The 21539-nt window shown below is 56.8% G+C and carries 15 protein-coding genes; 13 read left to right on the top strand and 2 right to left on the bottom strand.

Annotated features, from left to right (window positions below; genetic code table 11):
- The first annotated feature begins 42 nt into the window (after positions 1-42).
- The 10 genes from AC3IYG_RS23550 (at position 43) to AC3IYG_RS23505 (ending at position 13181) form a co-directional block, all read left to right on the top strand.
- Positions 43-1845: a radical SAM protein gene (locus AC3IYG_RS23550; RefSeq protein WP_489314030.1), complete on the top strand. Its 1803-nt coding sequence runs from the start codon at positions 43-45 to the stop codon at positions 1843-1845.
- On the top strand, positions 1842-5189 hold the full coding sequence (locus tag AC3IYG_RS23545; RefSeq protein WP_489314031.1) for a hypothetical protein: 3348 nt from the start codon (positions 1842-1844) through the stop codon (positions 5187-5189). The genes AC3IYG_RS23550 and AC3IYG_RS23545 overlap by 4 nt, the downstream gene beginning before the upstream one ends.
- A complete protein-coding gene (locus AC3IYG_RS23540; RefSeq protein ID WP_489314032.1) occupies positions 5182-6843 on the top strand; it encodes a radical SAM protein in 1662 nt (553 codons plus the stop codon). Before AC3IYG_RS23545 ends, AC3IYG_RS23540 begins: the two co-directional genes overlap by 8 nt.
- Positions 6833-8035, top strand: a complete 1203-nt coding sequence (locus AC3IYG_RS23535; RefSeq protein WP_489314033.1) for an SPASM domain-containing protein — start codon at positions 6833-6835, stop codon at positions 8033-8035. The genes AC3IYG_RS23540 and AC3IYG_RS23535 overlap by 11 nt, the downstream gene beginning before the upstream one ends.
- Positions 8026-8667 (top strand): 2OG-Fe(II) oxygenase, encoded by a 642-nt coding sequence (locus AC3IYG_RS23530; RefSeq protein WP_489314034.1) that lies wholly within the window; start codon positions 8026-8028, stop codon positions 8665-8667. Before AC3IYG_RS23535 ends, AC3IYG_RS23530 begins: the two co-directional genes overlap by 10 nt.
- Positions 8667-9419 (top strand): hypothetical protein, encoded by a 753-nt coding sequence (locus tag AC3IYG_RS23525; protein WP_489314035.1) that lies wholly within the window; start codon positions 8667-8669, stop codon positions 9417-9419. The genes AC3IYG_RS23530 and AC3IYG_RS23525 overlap by 1 nt, the downstream gene beginning before the upstream one ends.
- Before the next feature lie 131 nt (positions 9420-9550).
- Positions 9551-10660: a radical SAM protein gene (locus AC3IYG_RS23520; protein WP_489314036.1), complete on the top strand. Its 1110-nt coding sequence runs from the start codon at positions 9551-9553 to the stop codon at positions 10658-10660.
- A gap of 3 nt (positions 10661-10663) precedes the next feature.
- Positions 10664-10999 (top strand): hypothetical protein, encoded by a 336-nt coding sequence (locus AC3IYG_RS23515; RefSeq protein WP_489314037.1) that lies wholly within the window; start codon positions 10664-10666, stop codon positions 10997-10999.
- Positions 10983-12140 carry a radical SAM protein gene (locus tag AC3IYG_RS23510; RefSeq protein ID WP_489314038.1) on the top strand — a complete coding sequence of 386 codons (1158 nt, stop codon included), beginning with the start codon at positions 10983-10985 and terminating at the stop codon, positions 12138-12140. The genes AC3IYG_RS23515 and AC3IYG_RS23510 overlap by 17 nt, the downstream gene beginning before the upstream one ends.
- Positions 12141-12152: 12 nt before the next feature.
- Positions 12153-13181 carry an ATPase, T2SS/T4P/T4SS family gene (locus AC3IYG_RS23505; protein WP_489314039.1) on the top strand — a complete coding sequence of 343 codons (1029 nt, stop codon included), beginning with the start codon at positions 12153-12155 and terminating at the stop codon, positions 13179-13181.
- A 96-nt stretch (positions 13182-13277) separates the two neighbouring features.
- Here the strand turns inward: AC3IYG_RS23505 and AC3IYG_RS23500 are convergent, their stop codons facing one another.
- Positions 13278-14069, bottom strand: coding sequence for an EAL domain-containing protein (locus AC3IYG_RS23500; RefSeq protein ID WP_489314040.1), 792 nt, complete (start codon positions 14067-14069; stop codon positions 13278-13280).
- Between the two features lie 272 nt (positions 14070-14341).
- On the opposite strand from AC3IYG_RS23500, the gene AC3IYG_RS23495 reads away from it, so the two are divergent.
- From AC3IYG_RS23495 to AC3IYG_RS23485, 3 genes are all read left to right on the top strand, one after another.
- A complete protein-coding gene (locus AC3IYG_RS23495; RefSeq protein ID WP_489314041.1) occupies positions 14342-17023 on the top strand; it encodes a PD-(D/E)XK nuclease family protein in 2682 nt (893 codons plus the stop codon).
- A 100-nt stretch (positions 17024-17123) separates the two neighbouring features.
- Complete coding sequence (locus AC3IYG_RS23490; RefSeq protein WP_489314042.1) at positions 17124-17390, top strand: hypothetical protein; 267 nt, start codon at positions 17124-17126, stop codon at positions 17388-17390.
- A gap of 77 nt (positions 17391-17467) precedes the next feature.
- Positions 17468-20785, top strand: coding sequence for a UvrD-helicase domain-containing protein (locus AC3IYG_RS23485; RefSeq protein ID WP_489314043.1), 3318 nt, complete (start codon positions 17468-17470; stop codon positions 20783-20785).
- Between the two features lie 126 nt (positions 20786-20911).
- Here AC3IYG_RS23485 and AC3IYG_RS23480 read toward each other — a convergent pair whose 3' ends face one another.
- Positions 20912-21442, bottom strand: coding sequence for a hypothetical protein (locus AC3IYG_RS23480; protein ID WP_489314044.1), 531 nt, complete (start codon positions 21440-21442; stop codon positions 20912-20914).
- Between the last annotated feature and the right edge of the window lie 97 nt (positions 21443-21539).

Raw genomic sequence — 21539 nt, 5'->3', positions numbered from 1 at the left:
TCAATGCCGGAAATGGTGCCTTTTCCAACGCACTATGAAGGTATGAAGATCAAGCCTTACAGCCTTCCCCGAAATCGTTCGATTGAGATGATGAGCACCACTATCTCAACGAACCTCAACTGCAATATGTCGTGCAAGCATTGCTACATCCAGCCCGAGCTGCTTCGGGTGAAGGAGTACATTGACGAAGCGACGTACAGACGCTGCGTGGAAGTGATCATTGAGTCATTCCACCTGGACGAGTCGGTTTCCTACCTCCACCTGGACGTGCTCGGTGGCGAGGCGACCCTTATGCCGTTCGAGTTCTGGGAGCGCAACTTGCCGTGGACACTCGATAGGATCAGCGAGCTAAACGATGCGGGTATCCAGACCGAGTTCACGTTCTGTAGCAATCTGATGTGGCGCGATGAGCGCTACCTCGATCTGCTGCGAGCCCATCGCCACCATCCGGCCATGGATATTGCCATTAGCTTCGAAGGCCCTGAGAGCGGTCGTTTTGGCCGAAACATGGCCATCTTCCCCAAGTTCTTGCAGAGAATCGAAGCTCTAGGTGACTGCAACATGCTCAATCTGGTGTTGATCATGGGGCAGGGCATTATCGACTTGGGGCCGCAGTACATCATCGACACCTTCGTTAAGCGCGGGATAACTGACGTGACCTGCGACATGATCTTCCCGTGGGGGTCTGGCAAGTCGTACTTCGATAAGTACCAGCCCCAGTATTCGGATGTAGCGAGGTTCATTGCCGACCTTACGGACCTCGGTAAGCCATACGGCCTGACAGTCGATCACCTGGACGATATGCAGAAGTCGCTCCGCACGCTGTCCCGCTCGCAGAACACCCTCAATGACGCCTATGAGTATCACTGGGATCAGCGAGGCAGTCTTTCGCTCAACCCGAACCAGACCGGCACTGAGGCGGTGAGGCCCGTTGTGGGCCTGCACGCTTGGGATGCCAACGCCGCCCTCAAGATCATCTGGGGCAACAACACAGAGCTGGATAACAAACTCAGTTTCGAGCACGACTTCTGCCGGGACTGCAAATACCTACAGGCTTGCAATTCGGGCTGGTATCCGCACAAAGGAATGGAGCCTCAACAGGTTCGCAAGTACATGGAAGGCTCGACGCCGGGCTTCTCCTGCCCAGGATTCTTCGAGCTATGGGAGCGAGAGGCCGAAGCTAACTTCGATCCTGTGGGCGTCACTCGATACGGCGATGAAAGACGGGTGCGCAAGGCGAAACGTGCTCTGCGTGCAGAACAGAATCATGCCTTCATGCGTGAGTCCGACTACGCCAACGACTATGAGGGGTTTTTCGAAGCTGTTAAGGCCGGGCCGAAGGTCGAGGTATTTGATGGTCCCCTTTTTGGCCTCAGCCCCCGCCAGCGCCTTTGGTTCTACGACCGTATAGGCATGCCTGTTGTATTTGCTGGGGGAATGGCTGGATTCGCCGAGGCGTCGTCGATCATTGCGCACTCCATAGCAGGCAATTACCACACCCTAGAAGTGGAGCTGGACGAGGTGATGCGCTTCGCTGCCCTGCACCCTCAGCAGGCCCTCACTGGATACTTGCGCGATGCACTGGGCGTTGTTCAGCAGTGGGAGCAGGCGCCTATTGAAATTAGATCGGGGTTTGCAAGGCACGGGGAGTCTGGGCTGGAAGTTTCGTTCAAGTACGAAGACCTCCTTATCTGGATGATGCGATTCGCGGAGAGAGTGGCCGGCTCCGCCGTTATCGTCCCCACTACCGATGTGATGCTCACACCGGATTCCTATGACTATATGCGACGGATCAAGGCTAGCGCCTACAAGGTTGCGCGTATCCTCCAGAGCGGTTCCAAATGACAAAGCACATCGTCCCTGGCTTGTTTCTACTTCTGGCGCCAAGCATTGCATTTGCTTTCCCAGTCGCAGTGGGAGTCGTTGGTATTGGGCTAATGGGGGCGTTTGCGCTGCCATTTGCTCTACTGGCCGGCGCGCTTTTAGTTGCGAAAAGGTTCGGCGCAAAACTGATCCATCTTGCGGCCATGCTCATGCTGGGCACTCTTTGCATACTGCTGTTGCGTGACTATGGCAGCGAGCAGCCCTCAACAGCGGTGCTGTTTACTGGCGCAGACACTACTTCGCTCTCGCAGCCAATCCCGTTTCCGTTCTTGGATGCTGGCGCACAGGCTCAGTCGTCTCAGGCTGTCACTCCTGCGGAGTTTATGAGGGGGCTTAAAGCAGGCCACTTCAAGGCGCTCAAAATCAGCACCTACCCGAGCCTTTTCACTTCGTCGGGACAAGTCTCCGTAGATGACTTCTGGCGCAACAAGGATGTTCTTGCTGATGCGGTCAATCAGTTGGACGGACGCGTTGTGCTGGTAGATGAGTTTGGGGGCATTGCTGGCTCAGTCGCCGAAGCTGCCTCTCGAAACTTTGGCCTGAATCTTGGCTTCCTCCAGGGCGGATCAGCTGCGCTATCCCAGCAGGGGTGGAAGATGGTGGACAAAGGCCTTCCGTTGGGAGGTCGCCAAGTGCCCGTTGAAGGGTACAGGGACTGGATTGAGTCGAACCCTGACTCTTTCGTCATGGGCGTTACGACAGATCGTGAGTTCGTAAGTGACGGCTGGCTCTTTGGTGACATGACGCTCACGTTGGCTGATTTCATGGCCAATTACAGCAGCCTGATCACCTCCCTGGCTGATAGGCGGGTATTTGTGGTCGGCTTCGAGACGAATGACTCCGGCGCCACTCCCGTCATAGTCAGCATGCTTTCCGAGGCGGGTATCGACGTGTCCTACGTCATGCCCAATCCAGATGAAATTCTCATCAAGCAGGCTTACTACGACAATTATTTTAATGACTCCCGGTTGGTCAGCGTGGAAGACATGAAGCGCTACATCCGCTACCGGCAGGATGTTGTGTTTCTGGACTTTGGCGAGCGGCCATGGGGCGAAGGCGGTGAGTTTTTGAGGGGGCGCTATCGTCACCTCCCCATGAGCGACGTTGCCAAAGGCAGGCTTGGAGACTTTATCCAGGGCCTCGATCCGGCCATGACCTACATCGGTCTGGCATTCGACCGGCGAACGGCATACCACGCACTGCTGGCCGGCGACCTGCTGAGTAAGCGCGGCGGTAATTGGCTGGGGCGTTTCACTCAAGCCGGCAGCTTCACAGATGCTTATTTCGCTGTGGAGGAACTTAACTCCCCAATCGAGCATGCCGCCTACTTCGTTCGGGACGCGCTTGCTCGGTTTGGATTTTTCCTGCTTGGGTCTGGGTGGGTGGTCGCCGGCCTTGCAGGATTTGTTCTCGCAGCGCCTGCGCTGATGGTTCGCAGTGCAAACCCCTACCTTCGCGCCACTTCGTACATGGCAGTTCTCGCCACGCTGGCCTGCTTGCTACAGGCGCGATGGGATTACCCTTCGCTACAAGGTGCGTTCACGGGTTTCTGTTTGGCCAACGGGGCGGGCCTGATGCTTGCCGCAATCACCCACTGGCTCGGGGCGAGGCCGCCGATTGTTGCGCTATCCGCCTACACCCCGGTGTTGCCACCTAAAGCGGACCTCCTGAATCTTGCGGCAAAGCATGGTTTTACGGTTGCGAAAGGAATTGTTGTTGCCCCGCAGGACATTGAGCAGTTGCGAGGCGCCAAGCTTGGGTCTGGCCGCTACATTGTCCGATCCGCGATGATGCTTGAGGCTGGGGATCATGGCGCTACTGCCGGGTTGTTCGAATCATATCCGTGCGACAGGGCAGATGATGTGCCGGCGATGACAGCCAAGGTCTTCGCAGGATTCACTAGCGCCCATGTAGATGGCCATGTCCTGGTGCAGCGTTACGTTGAGGCTGATTGGTACGGCGTCGTGCAGTTCCAAGACAGCGAGCGGTCGCCATACGTTGTCTGCGAATTAGGTCCTGCTGAGTTGGTGACTTCGGGCTCGGGTAGCGTTCAGCTTTTCCAGTTCCCCGTCTGGGAAGTCTCAAAGGCTCCGAAGTTGATCCGTAGCGCTGCTCTGGCTCTGCTTGAACTGAGTGCGGCTGGTGCTCATTCGATTGAGTTTGCACTGCGCAAGGGGCGACTCATTTTGTTGCAGGTAAATCAGTCAAAAAACCGCGCATGCGCGGAAAAAAGACTGATCGAGGTTTCCGGCAAATCGGTAGTTGAAGTTGGTTCCGCCCATCCTGATCCACTTTCGGCTGCTATCGTGGCTGCGCTTTCGCCGGGGCACGTATTCGCTTATGGGAATCGGCGATTCAGTGTCGTTCTGCCTACTTGGCACCTGCGTAGGGTTCTGGAGTCTGACTTGCGTGAGTTGGGGTTTAGCCCTCGCAAGGTGGAGCCCAAGCACCTTGTTGCCTGGATTGATCGTGCCTCAAGGGCTCCGAGTTGCCCTGAGTGGTGCCAGCCCAGCGTGCAGGATGTGGTTGCTGCCATCAAAGAGACTGCGACTGCGATTGGTCGGATGAATCGCGTGGCTACCGCAATGCTCGCGTTGAGCCATCAAACAAAGTGGGCGGGTGAGCCAAGAATTCTCGCCTCGTCGCAAGTTGGTAGTGCGGTGCATGAAGGCGGCGGGGCGTCATGGCTTGGGCTGCCTGCTTCGCCATTGGCGGGCTTTGCTGTGACAGCGCAACGCAATGACTTTTCCGCAGACGAGCTGCCGATTAGCGTGATGATTGCTGACTCGCCCATTGCGTGGGTGAAGGATGCTGCCAGTACATTGCTGGCAGTCAGGCTATCTGCCATGCGACCCGCAATTGAGTCGCTTGTAGCAGAGGGTAAGTCCCAGCAACTCATGGAGGCTCTGGAGTCCCAGGTTGGGGATTGGTGCGCATTGTCCCCTATGACTATCAGGAATCCTGAGTACCAGTCCGCAGTCCGGTTCTCTGTTGTGCTGCTGGGCGAGCCGGCTCCCGAGCTGGTGTGGCGAATTCCAGCTGCGGGTATTGAAGGCCATATCACAACGCCAAGCTGTGGCGTGGCTGGCGGCATCCTACTGGTTGACCGATGCAGCATGAGCTACCTACAGCCTATGGCTCTGTCTAAGGCGGTGATTGCACGGCAGGGCTCTATAACTTCGCACCTCATGCAGCAGGCAACTGTCATGGGGATGCCCGTGATCATCGGCGGTGAAATCCCCGATGATCTTGCTCCCGGTGATCGGGTATCGATCAAGCCAGACGGGGAGATAGTCCGTGCATAACGCCCTGGACATGCTCAACGTCTGTATTGCGCCAACTCGCCTCTGCAATCTTAGGTGCGATCACTGCTACATCACTCCTGAGCTGCTGAGCGATAAGGCGATGATGGCCGAGGCGGTATACCGCCAGACGTTTGACCGTATCGAGCAGCTGTTCAAGGCGGATCGTAAGGTCAGCAAGATCAATATCGAGCTGCTTGGTGGCGAGCTGACGATGATGCCCCTGGAGTTCTGGGAGAGAAACCTGCCCTGGACACTTGAGCGGATGGCCTCATGGGACTCGCTTTACGACGCAGAGGCGGCGCTGATCTGGTGTACCAACCTGATTTTCAAGGATGCCGGCTACGTCGATCTGCTCAACCGTATGGGTGAGCGCTTTGGTCACGGGCTTGATCTGTTCGTGCCTTGGGAACCTGACACCAATCGCTTCAAGAAGGACTTCAAGCTGCTGCCGCGCTACCTCGCAACCCTTGAGGTCATCACGAAGATCAAGCGCAAGACGCTGTGTATCACCATGAGTCGGGCTGTAGTCGAACAGGGACCACAGTTCATCGTGGATACCTTCATCAGCAAAGGGATCACGGACGTTACCTGCGACATGCTTTACCCAGCCGGGTCGGGGAAGGCGTACTTCCAGCGTAATTGCACCTACGGCCAAGTCTCGGATTTCATCATTGAGCTGCGTGGGCTTTTGCCGAGCCACGTCGAGCTGAGCCCACTGATCGAAATGGAGTCCGCATGTCGAACGCTGACCCATTACCACTATCCAGGGAATGACACCTACGACATTGAGGTGGAGCCGAATGGCGAAGTGACATTCAATTCGAGCTACACGGGTGACGAGAGCATATTTGCAACCCAGACGCTCTCGGTTGGCGATGATGCCTTTGCTGCCAAAGCGGTGTTCAATAACACGCCTGAGTTGCGCCTTCGCCACAGCATGCCTTACCCCGCCTGCGGGGCTTGCGAGTTCGCTGTTGTTTGCTCCGGTGGCTGGGCATGGCACAAACAGCTAAGCCCCGAAATGGCTGGCCTGATCAGTCACGGAGACTGCGCAGGATTGAAGCGTGTTTGGCAGTTCGCGAAAACCAGGGCGGGGGTTTCAGAGAGCGACCGCAGCCAGTACCTGTCCATGGTTGAGCGTCGCCAGCGCCGAGGTGCAGCGGAAGCCCGCCGCCTGGAATCATTCATAGACCGAGGTCTTGATGTTCCATTGGTAGAGGACGCCTTTGCCGGCGACTACGAGGGCTACTTCGAACAACTCTCGCGCCCACGACTTGTCGTTATGACTTCTGGCCAATTGCATGGGAAGACCTGGACCGAGCGCCTGTTTTTCTACGACGCTATCGGCTCTCACGTAATGCTTGATGCCGGTTGGTTCGCAAGGGCTGCGGACGAAGGCGGCGAAGAACTTTTCCGGCACATCGTTTATCGCAACTACCACCACCTCGCCTTCCCGGAGAGGGCAGTGGCTGATGAGGTGCTGAGCAGGCCTCACTGGCCGCTCTGTCGGGTTTTTCAGCGCGTGCTCAATAGCATGCAGGAAGGTAAGGGCTCAATGCTCAGTGCGGACGGAGGGCGGCACGACGAGCTTATTGAGTTCGCATATCGAATCCTCGCCGCCGAGCAGCGTCAGGAGGTGAGCCTTGCAGGCTAATCCACTCACCCTGCACATCCGGCTTACCAAGCACTGCAATGCAGATTGCTCGTATTGCAGTAGCTGGCAGGAGTCCCCTGATTCCCGGCTGACGCCGGCTGCGCTTGAGCAGTCAGTCACCTTCATTCTCGATACTGCCCCCGAGGCGCTTGGCGTCGCCTTCACTCACGTCACGGCTCAATTCCTAGGCGGCGAAATCGCGATGGTTCCGCGTGGAGAATTGGACGAGCACATCCGGCTTATCAAGGCCATATGCGCAGAGCGGGGATTGGGTTGCGTGGTCGGAGCACAGAGCAACCTTATCGTGTCCGAGGCGAAGGCTGCCCGACTTTACGACCAGTTTGAGGGGCGACTAGGGACCAGCATCGATCTGACCAACGGCACCAGGACAATCAAGGGCGACCCGGAGAAGTACCGCCTGATCTGGAAGTCGGCTGACCAGTACCTTCGGAAAAATCGCAGCACCCCAGGTGCAATCTATGTAGTGGAGCCGGAGTCATCCGCTGATGCAATCAAGCATCTGCGTGAGGCAGCAAGGTCGCGGCGCGTTATTACGTTCCGGCCAATATTTAAAGGCGGGATTGAGGCTGTGCAGCTCAACTCGGCAGAGCAATTCAGGGACAGCATGCTTGATCTGTTCGATGAATGGTTTCTGCGCTTGCCTGTCATTGCCGAGCCATTCTTTCAGCTGTGTCAGGCCCGAGTCTCGGAGGTGAGCGGGTTCGGCCATGTCCAATCCACTGCCTGTGCTTTTCAGCAGGACTGCACACGCAAGAGTGTGAACATAGAACCGAACGGTGATCTGTACGTGTGCCTCGAAATGGCAGATGCCGGGCTTGCGCCAATAGGGAATGGCATCCGTGGAGAATGGTTTGCTGACGCACTGGGCGTCTACGCAAGCCGCGCCGACAGTCTGCCGCAGTCATGCCGTGAGTGTCCGTTCGTAAAGTCGTGCCACGGTGGGTGTATGTACGAGGCCATATCACAAGGCCAGGGCGTACAAGGGAAGTCATACCACTGCTCTGCCTGGAAGGCCCTTTTCAGCCGCATAGATGATGCGATTACTGCCCACGGCGCCGAGCACGTCCACGAATGGCTCCATCGTCTCGCTACCCGGCATGAAAATGCGAGAGAGGAAGGTGTGGCCAAGGGTTTAGACCACCAGCTTGAGGGGGTGAGTAAGTGCAGCTGAATCAGTTGTTCAAGGATGGCTTTTTCGTATCCTCAATCGAGCTGGATGTTGCTGACAAGCTGCTGGCGGAGGCCAAGGCCGATACGTTCTGCGCTGATAAGCCAGGGAGCCCGGATATTGCGGTATGGGAGGCGGACAACCCGTCGCTCAACAACCAGATACCCCCCGTGTACTTGGCCTTCATGGAGCAACTGGGGCTCAGTGATGCAACGCAACACCTAAGAGCGCACATGGGGGATTGGTCGCGAACCAACTGCATGCTGCAACGCGGTAGGAAGGGGGACTCGATGGTATGGCATCACGACAGCTATGACCCGATGCACCTGATCTGCTTGGTATACCTCAGCGATGACGTGTGGACGCCCGAAGACGGCGGCATGTTGCAGTTGGGGGAGGGCGATATAGACGAGCATGGTTTCCTGCTCGATCCAGAGTCTGTGTCTATCAAGGCATCTGTTCCCCCAAACCATGGAACGTTGGTTTGGGCGATCAACACGAACCCGCGCTGGGTCCATCGTGTGACCGAGATAGTCAGCGACAAGACGCGCTACACCATGGTGGGTCAGTTCGGGTATCGCGAAAACGTTATGCGCACGCGAGTCGCGCAAAAGTACGGTCTGAATTGGCGCTGATGAAGACGATCACACTCAAGAAGTTCCAGGTACAGGATGCGATCAGAACCGCGCCAAAGGATATGGGGCTGCTGAGGTTGTTCGCTCGCATTGCAGGAACCTTTGCCGACAGCCTGTATGGCAAGGCGGTATTCGACGCCGTTGTTGTAGGTGACGATCCCCTCGTATCGCTATGCCTTGCTGCCACCCTACAGCGAGCCGGCAAGACGGTACTGCTGGCTCCCGACTCCCTTGGCACCCAGGACTGGCCCACAAAGGACTGGGGCTACCAGTTAGCTCAGTCGGTGAACTTTTTCGACGAGTCCGTTGCTGCCGTGCTGGCCGAGAACCTGAAAGACTTCAACGATCAAGACGGCTACATGAAGGCCTTGTCCCTGCTGATCGGCGAGTGCTCGAAAACTGGTCAGGTGATGATCTTGCAGGGTGATTGCTTGCAGTCGAGTGAAGGCGTCATCAAAGGCTGTGATGAGCTGATTTTTTTTCCGCTGCGTGGGGAGTATGAGCATGTACCTCTCATGAACCCCCTGTGGAGGATGGTGCGAGAGCGTGTCGAGTGCCTGGTATTTCGGCACGTTGAAATCGAGTTTATTCAGGCTCGACGACTCCTTGCCACTACGCCGACTTCAAGATTTATCGATCCCAAGAGCGCAACCAGGGTTGGCCTCGCTCGCGAAACCAATGTGGACCGAAATTACTACACCCGCGCCGACAACGTTTTGTCGTCTTTTGCACTAAATCTGAGTGAGCACTAATGCAGCCAGGACTATCCAATGTCGGCATGGGCCGCACTTCGTTCTTGTTTCAGATCAACGTCACCCGGCGCTGCCAGCTCCGCTGTAGTCATTGCTACATCTTGTCTGACAAGAAGGACAAATCGCCTGACATGAGCGAAGCCGAGTTCTTGCATGTAGTGCAGGGCATCGTCGATCACATGAAGCTCGACTACGAATTTTCTCGCCGCTATACCTTCGTTGACATTCACGTCATCGGCGGTGAGCCGTCCATGCTGGGTGTCGAGTTTTTCAAGTCGGCGCTTCCCAAGGCGAAGGAAATGCTCAAGCAAATCCCCCAGGAAGTGGCATTCAGCATTGTGACGAACCTAGTCACAGCCGAGGCGCTTGAGGTTGCTCGGCTGTTCGACAAGGTGGCCACTTCCTACGAGCGCACCACCCGTTTCAACAAGCGCAAGCAGGAAGAAATCTGGCGCCACAACGTCAGGACTCTGATGGCTGAATCCAAAGACCCGGCCCTGCCCGGTCCCAAGGACTTCTCTGTGACAACTGCGCTGGTGAAGCCAGTCGTTCAGGCTGGCGCCGCGTCCATGATTGAAGAACTGGTTGAACTCGGATTTACCAAGATGCACTTCGGTTTCTTCATCCCCAGCGGGGATGGTGATTTGAATTCGAAGCTGGTGCAGCCCAAGCACAGTGAAACGGCCCAGTTCTACTGTGATGCCTTGGATTGGTACATCGAGAACCGGGACCGCATACCCGACTTATGGGTGAACCCATGCGAGTCGTGGCTGATGGCTGTTCACCAGGATCAACCGATGGATGACGTGGTTTGCCCCATCGTCCACGGTGCCCTCGATATTGACTCCGATGGCCGCACGATCAGCTGCATCGAAAAGGGCGGCACCAACGACTATCACTCGCACGGGAACCTCTTTGAGACAAAGGAGGTGATCAAACCCGATGGGGTCAGCGAGGTGCAGTTCACAACCACGATCCACGATGTGCTCACTTCCCGCAGCTACCTGCGAGAGGTGATGAAGGCAACACGTCTGCCGGAAGCATGCCGGACATGTGACGAGCGCCTGATCTGCAAGGCCAACTGTGGCGTTCTGCATTCGCAATGGAACGGAGAGGGTGAGTGCCCTGGCTTCAAGTCGTTCATCAAGTATGCGCGTAAGCGTGTAAGCGAGGGGGTACTCCCCCAGGCGCTATTGATGCGAAACGCGGCACTCCCCGATCACCTGATTGCGGTTGGTTGAGTGATGGTCGATATAGACAAGCAGGGCTTGGAGCCGGCACCGAGGCAGGTCGGCTTCTTCGCCATATTCCCGATCCTTGGAAGGTTGCTGTGGCGTTACGGGCGCCGGCTATTTAGCGTCAATACCATCGTGGCCATGGAGAAGTCACAGAGGGGGGGAAGTGGCGAGCGCTCGATTGAAGACGAACTGCTTGAGCAATCGCTAGAGCGCAACAAGCACCATTACCACGTTGACCCGGTTGAGTTGGGTCTTCGCACAGAGATAGCAGCCAAACCCAGTGATCTGAGCAGCCCAGTCCTTTACGTGCGGAAGGAGGGCGGCGATGACCGTAATGGCTAGTCAGTTTGGCCACGATGTGCCGGACACCATCGAAAACGGCTATTTCGTCTTCACGATCATGCCCACGCTGCATTGCCCTTACAACTGCAAGCACTGCTATCTGTCCGTCGATCAGCGCCGTGACACCACGACCATGACAATCGACCAGATGCGAGACGTGTGTCGAAAGGTGGATGCCTATTGGGATCAAGTGCAGCCGCCAAGTCGCGTTGTCCTCGTTTACAACTACGGCGGGGAGCCCACAAGCACAGGGCCTGAGTATTTCGAGAGTTACGTCCAGATGATGGCCGAGGAATTCCCAGCGTCGAAGGGCTATGAGGTCAAGCACGTCATGCTCACCTCGCTTCTCGGGGTTGACCTGGATATTTGGGCGCCCCTATGGCACCGACATACCGATGGCTACATCCAGACCTCCTATGACGGGTCAATGCGCTCGAATTCCTATGTTCGGAAGTGGGAGGCCAAGGTGCGTGAAGCCGTCTCGCGTGGACTGCGAGTGGCTACCATCAGCGTGGTGAACTCAGACCTTCTGTCACAGGGTGCCGCAGAAACTCTAAATATCCTCTCTGACCTGGGCGTGTGCGAGACGGGCTGGCTGCCCTTCATGTTGAACGACCAGAACTCGGTGCCCGGTAAGTACGACCGATACGCACCGACGATGACGGCTTTCAATGACTACATGATCGCAATGCTCGATCACTGGTATTCGCTCAAGTACAGGGGCCTGAATCCACCGTCAATTGGGGAGGCGCACTTTGCAGTGGATCGGTCGAAGCGCTCACCCATGAGCAACATGTGCGGCCAAACGCTGTTCCTCCTGCCAAACGGTGATTTCGTGCTGCCGAACTATAAGGACGGCTACAAGGAGTACATGCACCGATTCGGCAACATCCTGGATGGGGCAACAAGCTTCCACGACATTCTGGTTTCACGCGAGCGGCGCCTGTACATGCGCCGACAAGTGACGCGGAACAGCAATCCTGAGTGCCAGGGGTGCGCCTACAAGAACGCCTGCTTGCTTGAGTTTGCCAAGCCTAACAAGTCAAACGACGAGTGCTTCGGAGCGAAGCGTTTCGTCCAACATGCAATTCATAGGAACTCGCTTGATCCATTGCTGGACGGGCCGGTCACGCTTTACTGAGAAGGGGGTTACGTGAGTTACGCATCGCAAGTGGAAATAGCTGACGAGGATAAGGTCGAGCATGCCTTGAAGGTCGGAAGGAATATTCTTCTCTCCGATAACTATGTGGAATCGACGGACTTCCACGGGATCACGACCTTTGGCCGCACGCCGCCAGTCTGGCGAGATTTCTTCCAGCAGAACCTTGCTCAAAAGGGCAAAGGTTTCAACACCCGCAGCTCTCACTACACTACCGAGTTCATGGGCTACCGCTACCGCTGCTGCCTTGCCAACTCGCAAAAGGGCTGGGGCATATCCATTCGTCACCTGCCTTTGAAGATTCCGGCACTGCGCGATGACCTGGGGCTGGACTGGAATCTGATTAGGCCGCTGACCGAGGGTGCGGGCCTGACCTTGTTTGCTGGGCGGATGGGTTCCGGCAAGTCCACGACGATGGCCGCAACTATTGGCCAGCTTGATCCTCGTTCAGCCCAGATCGCGACTGTTGAAGACCCCATCGAGGTGATCTACCCCAGTCACTCGATCATCCAGCGCGAGATTGGAACCCACGTTGAGTCATTCCCCGAGGCGATTCGAGATTGTGTTCGCCAGAGCCGAAGCACAATCGTTGTGTCTGAAATCCGAGACTCGGAAACGGCAAACGCAGCCTTGCTCGCAGCATCTACCGGGCACAGCGTCTTCGCGACCATCCACGCTGATAGTGCCTTCGATATTTATACCCGAATGCTTGCGCTGGTCGATCAGCGCTATGAGCGCGTCCTTGCGAGAAACCTTCGTGGCCTGTGGTGGCAGCATGTTGTCCGCTTCGGGACTCAGGACCGTAAGCCGATTCCAATCTATGAGTCCCTGCTGGTCGATACGGAAGCGCGGAATATTTTCGAGAAGGGGCTTACCGCTTTGCCAATGCTTGCCAGCGTGATGGATAACCAGGGTCGCAAGAGCATGGCAGAGGTGGCAATGGCCCAGGTCGCCCGCCGTAATGCCACACGCGATGAGCTGTCTGAGTTCATCCAGCGCCGCAACCGTATTTCCATCGACTGATTCGCCGGAAATACTCCGGGCATTCTTTACCACCGAGGCCAGGATTATTCCTGGCCTCGGTGCGTCTGGGCTGTCGTTCAGTGCGTGGTGGTAGGGTTAAGCAGGGAGGGAGAGGGGGACGCTGGAGGTATCAGCAATCGGGAGCATGATCCTCTTGCGAGTTCCTGGCGTTGGCAGCTCAGAGAATGGGCTGGGAGCCCACAAATGGAAGCCCTGGTAGTAGTCTGCCTCTAGCACCTTCACCACATTCAGTTCGCGGGCGCCCTCTATGCCCTCGATGACAACCGTCTTGCCATTGCTTTTGCACCAACGGATCAGCCTTTCTACTGTATCAAGATAGAAGGGGTCTTTGAGCATTCGCATGGTTGAGTTGTGGGATAGCTTGCAACCTGCGATCAGGTCAGACCTCAGCAGATGTGACTTGGCGAATCCGTCCTCAATATCGTCAATGACAACTGCGATGTTCTGGTTGTTGAGCAATAGAATGCTCTCCAGAAGCATCGGCACCCTACCGTCAGCCGTCTCAGTTATCTCGACTGTAACCCTGCCCGAGAGGCCGTGATCGACAATTACGTTCGCGATGCGCTTTGCTATGCGTGGGGTGCTAAGCGTCACTTGTGACATGTTCATCCAAAGATTCATGCCTTCAAGTTGCGCCGCGTCTGTGCAGGCTATTTGCGCTATACGTTCGTCAAGTGACGGGATCGTCCCGGTTCGCTCGGCGTTGGTGATCACGGACAAGGTTGTGTGGTTATCGTGGTTCGCCCCCACCCTCAAAAGTGACTCATACGCAACGACCTCCAGCTCATCCTGGATAATCCGGGCCACAGGCTGATAGACCATGTGGATAGGGGGGGCGGCAGTGTCCACCACTGATTTATTGTCCATTCAGTACCTACAAGGGGCTCTGGTCTTTTGGCTCATAATTACTAATGCCCCCCTCGCATCCCCCAAATCGGGGGGTGATGCGCCCAACATGAGTTGTTTTTTGTGCAAGCAGGCACGCCGCTGAGTCCAGAGGTTTTGGTTTCGTGCAATGCCGCGACCTTTGTTGATACGGGCAGCCTGAAATCCTGGGATGGGGACTGACGAGTTGCTTAGGTGGGCGGATGACACCCCGTTGTCGGCGTTATCTTTTGGGCATCAAAGGAGAAATGCCCATGTCCCTGTTCGATCATCTTCAAACACTCGACGACGACACTCTGGTACTCGCTGCAACCGAGCGTGTATCTCGCCACATCAAGATGCAGGCAGCTCTGTTGCAGTCCATTGCGGGCAAGCGCTCTTGGTTTGCCAAGGGCAAGGTCAGAACCATTACTCAGTGGATCGAGGAAGTTTGGCTGGAGCAGTTGCCGAGTGAGCAGTTGCTGTATCCCGTGCAGGAGTTGGCTGTCGTGAAAAGCGTGGCTGACCGTTCTGGCCTGCTGCCTGAAAACTTGATTTCATCGACCAGCACCGCACGCCGAATCGCTCAGGCGTACTCGACGTTCATCAAGTTCAAGCTTCCGAATGACCCGGATCGTTTTCGCTTCAAGCGCGAGTACGAGGTTTTCTGGCAGTGGCGTTCGCTTATCGAAACTGACTGCCGCAAGAACGGCTGCGTGTTCCGGGCGGAGCTGCCGGCCCTTGTTCTGTCCGCCATCGAGTCTGATGGGCTGGTGCTGCCACGCAAGGTGGTTATGGTCGGTGTGCTTTATATGAACCCTTCGGAGCGGGCGATTCTCGATGCACTCCAGGCCAAGGGTGTTGAAGTGGTCGAGCTGGATTTCGAGGGTGAGGCATGCACGCCCAAGCTGCGTCGTGCAGTCACTCAGTCTGACGAATTCGAGCAAGTTGCAGAGTGGGTGAATTCCACGCTCAAACCATATATCGACACCCCGCATGCAGCGCCTTCGATTGCGCTGCTAGTACCGTCCATGGATACGCATCAAGCCCCCCTGATCGAAGCGCTAACCATGTCGGTAAGCCCGGCGTCACTGCTTCCTATGAAGGATGGGGTAGAGGTGCGAGAGCCTTGGGATATTTCCAGTGGGGCAACGTTGGGCGCTCGGCCAATGATCCGCGCAGCGATGGGCATCCTGTCGATTACCAATCGAGAAGCTGATGCCGATGTATTTAGCCGCGTGCTCCGATCCAGCTGGGTGGGAGGGCATGCGGTAGAGGGTGCTCAGCGGGCGCTTGTTGATATTTGGCTGCGTGAGAACAACGGGCTCAACATGGGTGGCAAGGACTACCTCCGCGCACTGGCTGCGTGCAAGGCCAGTTGCCCAATTTTTACTGAGAATCTGCGGCATGTACTGGCCTCTCAGGAGGATGAATCCTCTGATCGCTATCCGTCTGAGTGGGCCGACTTTTTCACGGCAAGTCTCGCCAAGATGGGCTGGCCGGAGTCTGAGTCGCTTTCCAGTGCCAACTACCAGACCCTGGAGGCTTGGGAGGAAGCGCTCAAGGTATTCCGCTCCCTGGACTACCAACTGGGCCATTGCTCCTACCCGCGAGCCTACATGTGGCTTCGTGAAATAGTTGATTGCCAACAATTCCAGCCGCGTATCAGTCATGTAGCGCCTGTCGCAATCATGACCTATGCCGATGCCGTGGGCCTGAACTTTGATCATGTGTGGATGCTTGGTGCCACCAGCAAAGTGCTGCCGCTGCCTGCTGACCCAAATCCGTTTCTCCCCCTGGAGCTTTTGACTGTTGCTGGCGTGCCAGAGGCTACGAGCGAGGGGCAGCTTGAGAAGGCTCAGCGTGTGGTGCAGGCTCTAATGGCTACCAGCAACGACATTACTGTGTCCTGCTTTGAGCATGATGATCGCGGCAGTAGCGTTGGCCCGTCTGTTCTGTTCGGGGATTGGCCGGCGCCTCTGCGCAGCGCAGTAGAGTGGAAGGGCTTTGCCGGAAATCAGGTGGGCACCCTGAACCGAGACGACTATGACGAGGAAACGATCCCCGCCGTAGGCGACGAGGAACGTCAGCGCATTAAGGGCGGCGTGAGTGTCTTCCAGAACTACGCGGTAGAGCCATTCTTTGCCTTTGCCTGCAATCGCCTGGGCGCCAAGGAATTCCCGGTTCCAGTGTTCGGCCTTGACCCTCGCATTCAGGGCACCATGCTGCACCTGTGCCTTGAGGTGTTCTGGAAGGCTGTTCGCACTCAGGAAAAGCTGAAATCTTTCAGCCAGGATCAGCTTTCGGCGGAGGTGGCTCAAGCTATTGAGTTGGCCAGCATCGGCCTGCTTTACAAGCTCCAGTGGCGTTATGGGCGTCGCCTGATTGGTCTGGAGCAGGGCCGTTTGCACACGCTCCTGATGGCCTGGATGGAGGTTGAGAAGGCTCGGGAGTACCCGTTCGAGGTAATTGGCTTTGAACGGCGGACTGAGGTCAACGTCTTCGGCGTAGAGCTGACAGTCAGCCTAGACCGGATCGATAAGGTGTTCCCGCCTGATGAGAAGACTTACGCGGTGCTGTTCGATTACAAGTCTGGTGCCAACTTCACATTCAAGCGTCTTAATGCCGAGAAGCTGCTGGAACCTCAGCTGCCGATCTATGCGACCAAAGTGAAGCCTGCCGACCTGGGGGTGCCCTCTATCGATGGCATTACGCTGGCGCAGATCAACCCCAAGAAGCTGCATATGCATACGCGAAGCTCTTTCACCGCGAAGCTGGATGGTGGCGCTGCGGGTAAGAACGATGTGTGCCAACCCTCGGAGTGGGCTGCGCAGGTCGAAGCTTGGAATAGCGCTCTTGAGGAAATGGCTGACGGCTTCCTCTCTGGCAATGGGCTCCTTTCGGCCTTCGACAAGGCGCTGCCCATGGGTTATGAGCACCTGGAGCCCCTGCTGTAACCTTTCGCTCTCTTGAGGCTGGCCCTGCCGGGCCAGCCAGCATTTTGGAGTTTGCCGACATATGTCTTTTCAATCGCTTGGGCTGCATAGGCCTACGTTCATGGGTGCCTTTACAGCGGCAAGCCGGCTGTTGATTGTCGGGCTACTGGTTTACCTGATGATGGAATTCGCCGGTATTTCAGGCTGGTGCGCTTCGGCCCTATTGTGCGGGGTCGCGGGCGCCGAGCTGGCCGCAATGTGCGGCGTGGCGTTCAAGAGGCAAGGCTTCCTGGCGCTGGCGCTGGTGGGCCTCAGCTGCGCTCTACTGGTTGCTTGCATTCTGATCATCGCATACGCCTGCGGCGCGATTCCTCACATCCTCGGCTAGGTTTCCACGACTTTCTTCGGTCATCGGTGACACCGTGCCTAGGCCGTTATCTTGGAGCTATCTGAAAGGAGAGCCCCATGACTGCTCAAGCCCGCATCGAATCCAAGCTGTTCCACTTGACTCCAATCATGGCAGCAATCGCTGCCACCAATCCGCACGATGCTTATGTTCGTGCTCTCTCGATTGACCCTACGCGCTCGGTTGCGCTTCTCGCGCCGGCAGGCTCTGGCAAGACAACCCAGCTGCTGTATCGATTCTTGGCGTGCCTGACAGTGGTGCAGCGCCCGGAAGAAATCCTGGCAATCACGTTCACTAACAAGGCTGCTGGTGAAATCGTCGAGCGCGTGACTGGCGCCCTGGCATTGGCCGCGTCGGGAGTAGAGCCCGTAGAGCCCCATGAAAAGCCGCTGTACATGCTTGCCCGTCTGGTACTGGAGCGTGATGCCTTGCTGGGCTGGAACCTCGCTCTGAACCCATCCCGCCTGCGCATTATGACCTTTGACGCTTTCTGCGCTCAGATCGCCGCCAAGATGCCAATCATGTCCGGGCTGGGAGGCGGTCGTACCACTGATGATCCGTCTCTGATTTATCGGACTGCCATCCTCAATACGCTAGGCAGCGTCAACGACGAGTCCATCCCTCAAGTGTTGCGCGAAGCGCTTGAAGCGGTGCTGGGCTTTGCGCGTAACCAGTTCGAACTGCTGGTGCCGATGTTTACCACTCTACTGACCAAGCGTGACCAGTGGGTAGGCGAGCTACTAAACCTGAGCAGCGAGGAAATCTCTGAGGCGCTGCGTGAAATCGTCGAATCCGAAATGGCCAGCGCAGTTGCAGTGCTGAACAAGTACGACTTCGACGCCTGCTGGCGCATCTACGCTGATGCCAGCGGCGTGCATGAGCATCACGCATGGGCCTCCTATGGCTGCATCGACATGACCGATGAAGGCCGCGACTTCGCCCGCCGTGCGGCCAAGGCGTTGCTAAAGGTGGATGGCATGATCCGCAGCAAAGTAACAGCCCGTGAAGGCTTCCCGGCCAAGGAGGCGCTTACCTCGCGCATGAATGGTTTCCTCGGTTCCCTGAATGGCGATCCAGAAGTTGATGAGGCTCTGACCGTTCTCCGCGACCTGCCTGACCCTGAGTATCCGGCTGAGTCCGCCCGCATGATGGAGCACCTTACGGTAATCCTGCGCTACCTGATGGCCAACCTGATGCTGGCCTTTGATGGCTCCGCGTCGGTTGACTTCCCCGAGGTTGCCCAGCGGGCAATCCTATCCCTCGGTGCTGGTGTTGAAGTGGGCGATGCCCTGCTTGACGAAGACCGTGTTTGCCATCTGCTGGTAGACGAGAACCAGGATACCTCGCCGGCTCAGTACCAGCTGCTGCGCTGCCTTGTGCAGGCGTGGGAAGAAGATGACGAGCGCAGTGTTTTCCTGTGTGGCGACAAATACCAGTCGATCTACCAGTTCCGTGGCGCAACCGTCAGCCTGTTCACTGATACTGTCGATCAGGCCTGCTTCGGCCCCAAGCGTCTCGACGTTTATCACTTGCAGGTAAATTTCCGTTCTTCGCCTGCCATCGTTGAGTGGAACAACAAGGTATATGGCGAGCTTTTCCAGGGGGCAGGCAACAGCTTTGTACCCTCGATTCCCTTTCGCTCGAATCCAGGCATGGTGACAGTCGAAGCTTTGCCAAGCTCTGAGGCGGAGGCGCAGCGTGTTGTTCAGCTTGTCCAGGATGCCTTCCGTGAAGACCCCGCCCAGTCCGTAGCCATCCTCGTTCGCGGTCGCTCGCACCTCAAGTACATCCTGCCAGCGCTAAAGCAAGCCGGTATTGGGGCTAGCGGTACTGACATTGATCCCATCGCCGACTCCGCTCCGGTTGCGGAAGTAGTTTCGATGATCCGTGCCCTTTGGCACCAAGCAGATCGCACCTCATGGTTGGCCTTGCTGCGGGCTGCATTCGTGGGTTTGAGCTGGGAGGACTGCCTTACTGTAAGCATGGGGCATGAGGTGATCCCGGTTGCGCTGCGCAAGAGTGAGGTTCAGGCGAAACTGACCCCAGAAGGTCTGGTTCGCGTTAAGCGCCTTGTCGATGCCCTGGAGGGCGTTGATAAGTCGTCACGCAGCGATGAGCTTGCATGGAAGGCCCGCGCTCTGTGGCTGGCCCTTGGGGGTATGTCCACCGTTGACCAAACAGAGCTTTCCGACATTAAGACTGTCTTCAAGCTGCTTGGCACCCATACCGCTACAGGCGACCTGGACAATCCGCAGGCATTCTTCAATGCGCTGGCGAATCTGTATGCGTCGCCGAAAGCTGGCGTGGTTCAGATCATGACAATTCACAAGTCCAAGGGCTTGGAATACTCGACTGTGATCATCCCGGCGCTGCATAAGAGCGGCGGCAGTGATGACACGCCGCTGTTCTACTGGCGCACGATCAACGGGCGCTTCTTCCTGGCTCCCAATATGGGGGGGGAGGATGCAATGTCCCCGGAGAGCCGACTGTTTAAGTTCCTAGGTGGCCGCGTGAAAGCGGATCACCGCCAAGAGCTGGAGCGGGTCGCATATGTGGGCACAACCCGCGCCAAGTCTCGCCTGCACCTGACCGCGTGCAAAGATGTTGCGGATGATGAGGCTGGTGGCTCTAACTCCCTTCTTGGCAGCCTCAAGCGAGTATTGGCCGACCAATTCGTTGAGGCGGATGTGGATGCAGTTGAGTTGGAGGTGTTGGGCGGCGTGCCGTCGAAAGCGCGCCTGGATGCCGGTCACAGCGTTGATTTGCCTACTGACTGCTTCATCCCCGCAGCCACCAATGAAGCACTGCCGACCGAAAGCGAGTTGCACGATGAGCTACGTGAGGGCGAGGGTGACGACCACAAGGCGAAGGTCGAAGGCATCGTGTATCACCGTGTTGTTGAAATGATCGCCAAAGACGGCCTGGAGAAGTGGAGCCTCGAAAAGCTGCACGGCAAGGCCCAAGCCGTAGCGGCTCTGATGCGCCGAGAGGGCTACCCCATTCGTGACATTCCGGCAGGGCGCGACCGGATCATGGCTCTTTTGGTTACGACCTTGACCAGCGAGAAGGGTCGCTGGATTCTGTCAAAGCATGACGAGGGTGGTCAGGAAGTTCAGGTTAGCGGCTTCCGCAACGGGCGCTGGGTGCATCGCTACCTCGACCGTCCGTTCGTTGATGCTGGTGCTTACTGGATCACCGACTGGAAAACTGGTGAGTGTCCTGATGGCGTAGAGGTTGAGTCTTTCATCGCAGCAATCGCAGCTCGTTACCGCAAGAAAATGGAGGAATACCGGGATGTGGTCATCGAGGCTGGCGTGACATTGCCGGTCAAGCTGGGTCTGTATCTGCCTGCTGTTGATCGGTTCGTTGTGCTGTGACAAGCCGCGTTGGCAATGAGCACCTGCACAGAGTGCAAGGGATACATTTCTGAGCATCAACCAGTAACAGGCGACACGCATAAAAAGCCCAGCTTATGCCGGGCTTTTTTGTGGGCGACTTTATGGCTACAGGCTTGCAGACAACCGTAGGCTTCTGTTCTGAGAGGCGACATTCATGCGTTTGTGGAGGGGCCGGCTATCCGCTACACGCTTGTACCTGACAGTAATCCAGTATTCATCACGCAGGCCCAGGAGGGCTTCATATACTGCTGGGTCGAAGTTCACTAGAACACGGCCATCGGCATACGCTAAACAGCCAACAACCTTGTGGCGGGGGTACATGGCCTGGATATGGCCAAGGTAAAGTTGGACTTGGTAAAGCTCAACCAGTCGCACTTGATTGCGGTACTTGCGACTCTTGAACTCGCCTACCAGAATTTCCTTACCCGAGACGGCCTCAAAAACAGCGTCGGGGATACCGTTGATGCCGAACCGTGCAAGCTTCAACCGCCCCTCGGATTTGCCCAGGTCTGTGCTGATCAGCCGATGGCTCGATTCCCGGACTCCGAACCGGGAGTAGATCGCGCCAGATGCCGAGTTCTTCTGAAAGAAGAAGATGATCGCCAGCAGTAGAAGGGCGCAAGCTAAGTACATCATCAGATTACGCCTACCATTCTTGCGGCAACCAGCAGCAGTATTGCGATACAGATAAACAAGGCCACGCTAGGCCCCCTGCCTATGGCTGCATGGGCTC

The organism is Pseudomonas sp. KH_027, from assembly GCF_057838565.1.
Note: the sequence above shows the minus strand (reverse complement) of the source record. Positions and strands in the feature narration are given on the sequence as shown.

Excerpts from the sequence above, each read along its gene's own strand:
- AC3IYG_RS23550 (WP_489314030.1), top strand. The coding sequence starts at position 43 with ATGAAGATCAAGCCTTACAGCCTTCCCCGAAATCGTTCGATTGAGATG.
- AC3IYG_RS23545 (WP_489314031.1), top strand. The coding sequence starts at position 1,842 with ATGACAAAGCACATCGTCCCTGGCTTGTTTCTACTTCTGGCGCCAAGC.
- AC3IYG_RS23525 (WP_489314035.1), top strand. The coding sequence starts at position 8,667 with ATGAAGACGATCACACTCAAGAAGTTCCAGGTACAGGATGCGATCAGA.
- AC3IYG_RS23520 (WP_489314036.1), top strand. The coding sequence starts at position 9,551 with ATGAGCGAAGCCGAGTTCTTGCATGTAGTGCAGGGCATCGTCGATCAC.
- AC3IYG_RS23515 (WP_489314037.1), top strand. The coding sequence starts at position 10,664 with ATGGTCGATATAGACAAGCAGGGCTTGGAGCCGGCACCGAGGCAGGTC.
- AC3IYG_RS23510 (WP_489314038.1), top strand. The coding sequence starts at position 10,983 with ATGACCGTAATGGCTAGTCAGTTTGGCCACGATGTGCCGGACACCATC.
- AC3IYG_RS23500 (WP_489314040.1), bottom strand. The coding sequence starts at position 14,069 with ATGGACAATAAATCAGTGGTGGACACTGCCGCCCCCCCTATCCACATG.
- AC3IYG_RS23495 (WP_489314041.1), top strand. The coding sequence starts at position 14,342 with ATGTCCCTGTTCGATCATCTTCAAACACTCGACGACGACACTCTGGTA.
- AC3IYG_RS23490 (WP_489314042.1), top strand. The coding sequence starts at position 17,124 with ATGGGTGCCTTTACAGCGGCAAGCCGGCTGTTGATTGTCGGGCTACTG.
- AC3IYG_RS23485 (WP_489314043.1), top strand. The coding sequence starts at position 17,468 with ATGACTGCTCAAGCCCGCATCGAATCCAAGCTGTTCCACTTGACTCCA.
- AC3IYG_RS23480 (WP_489314044.1), bottom strand. The coding sequence starts at position 21,442 with ATGATGTACTTAGCTTGCGCCCTTCTACTGCTGGCGATCATCTTCTTC.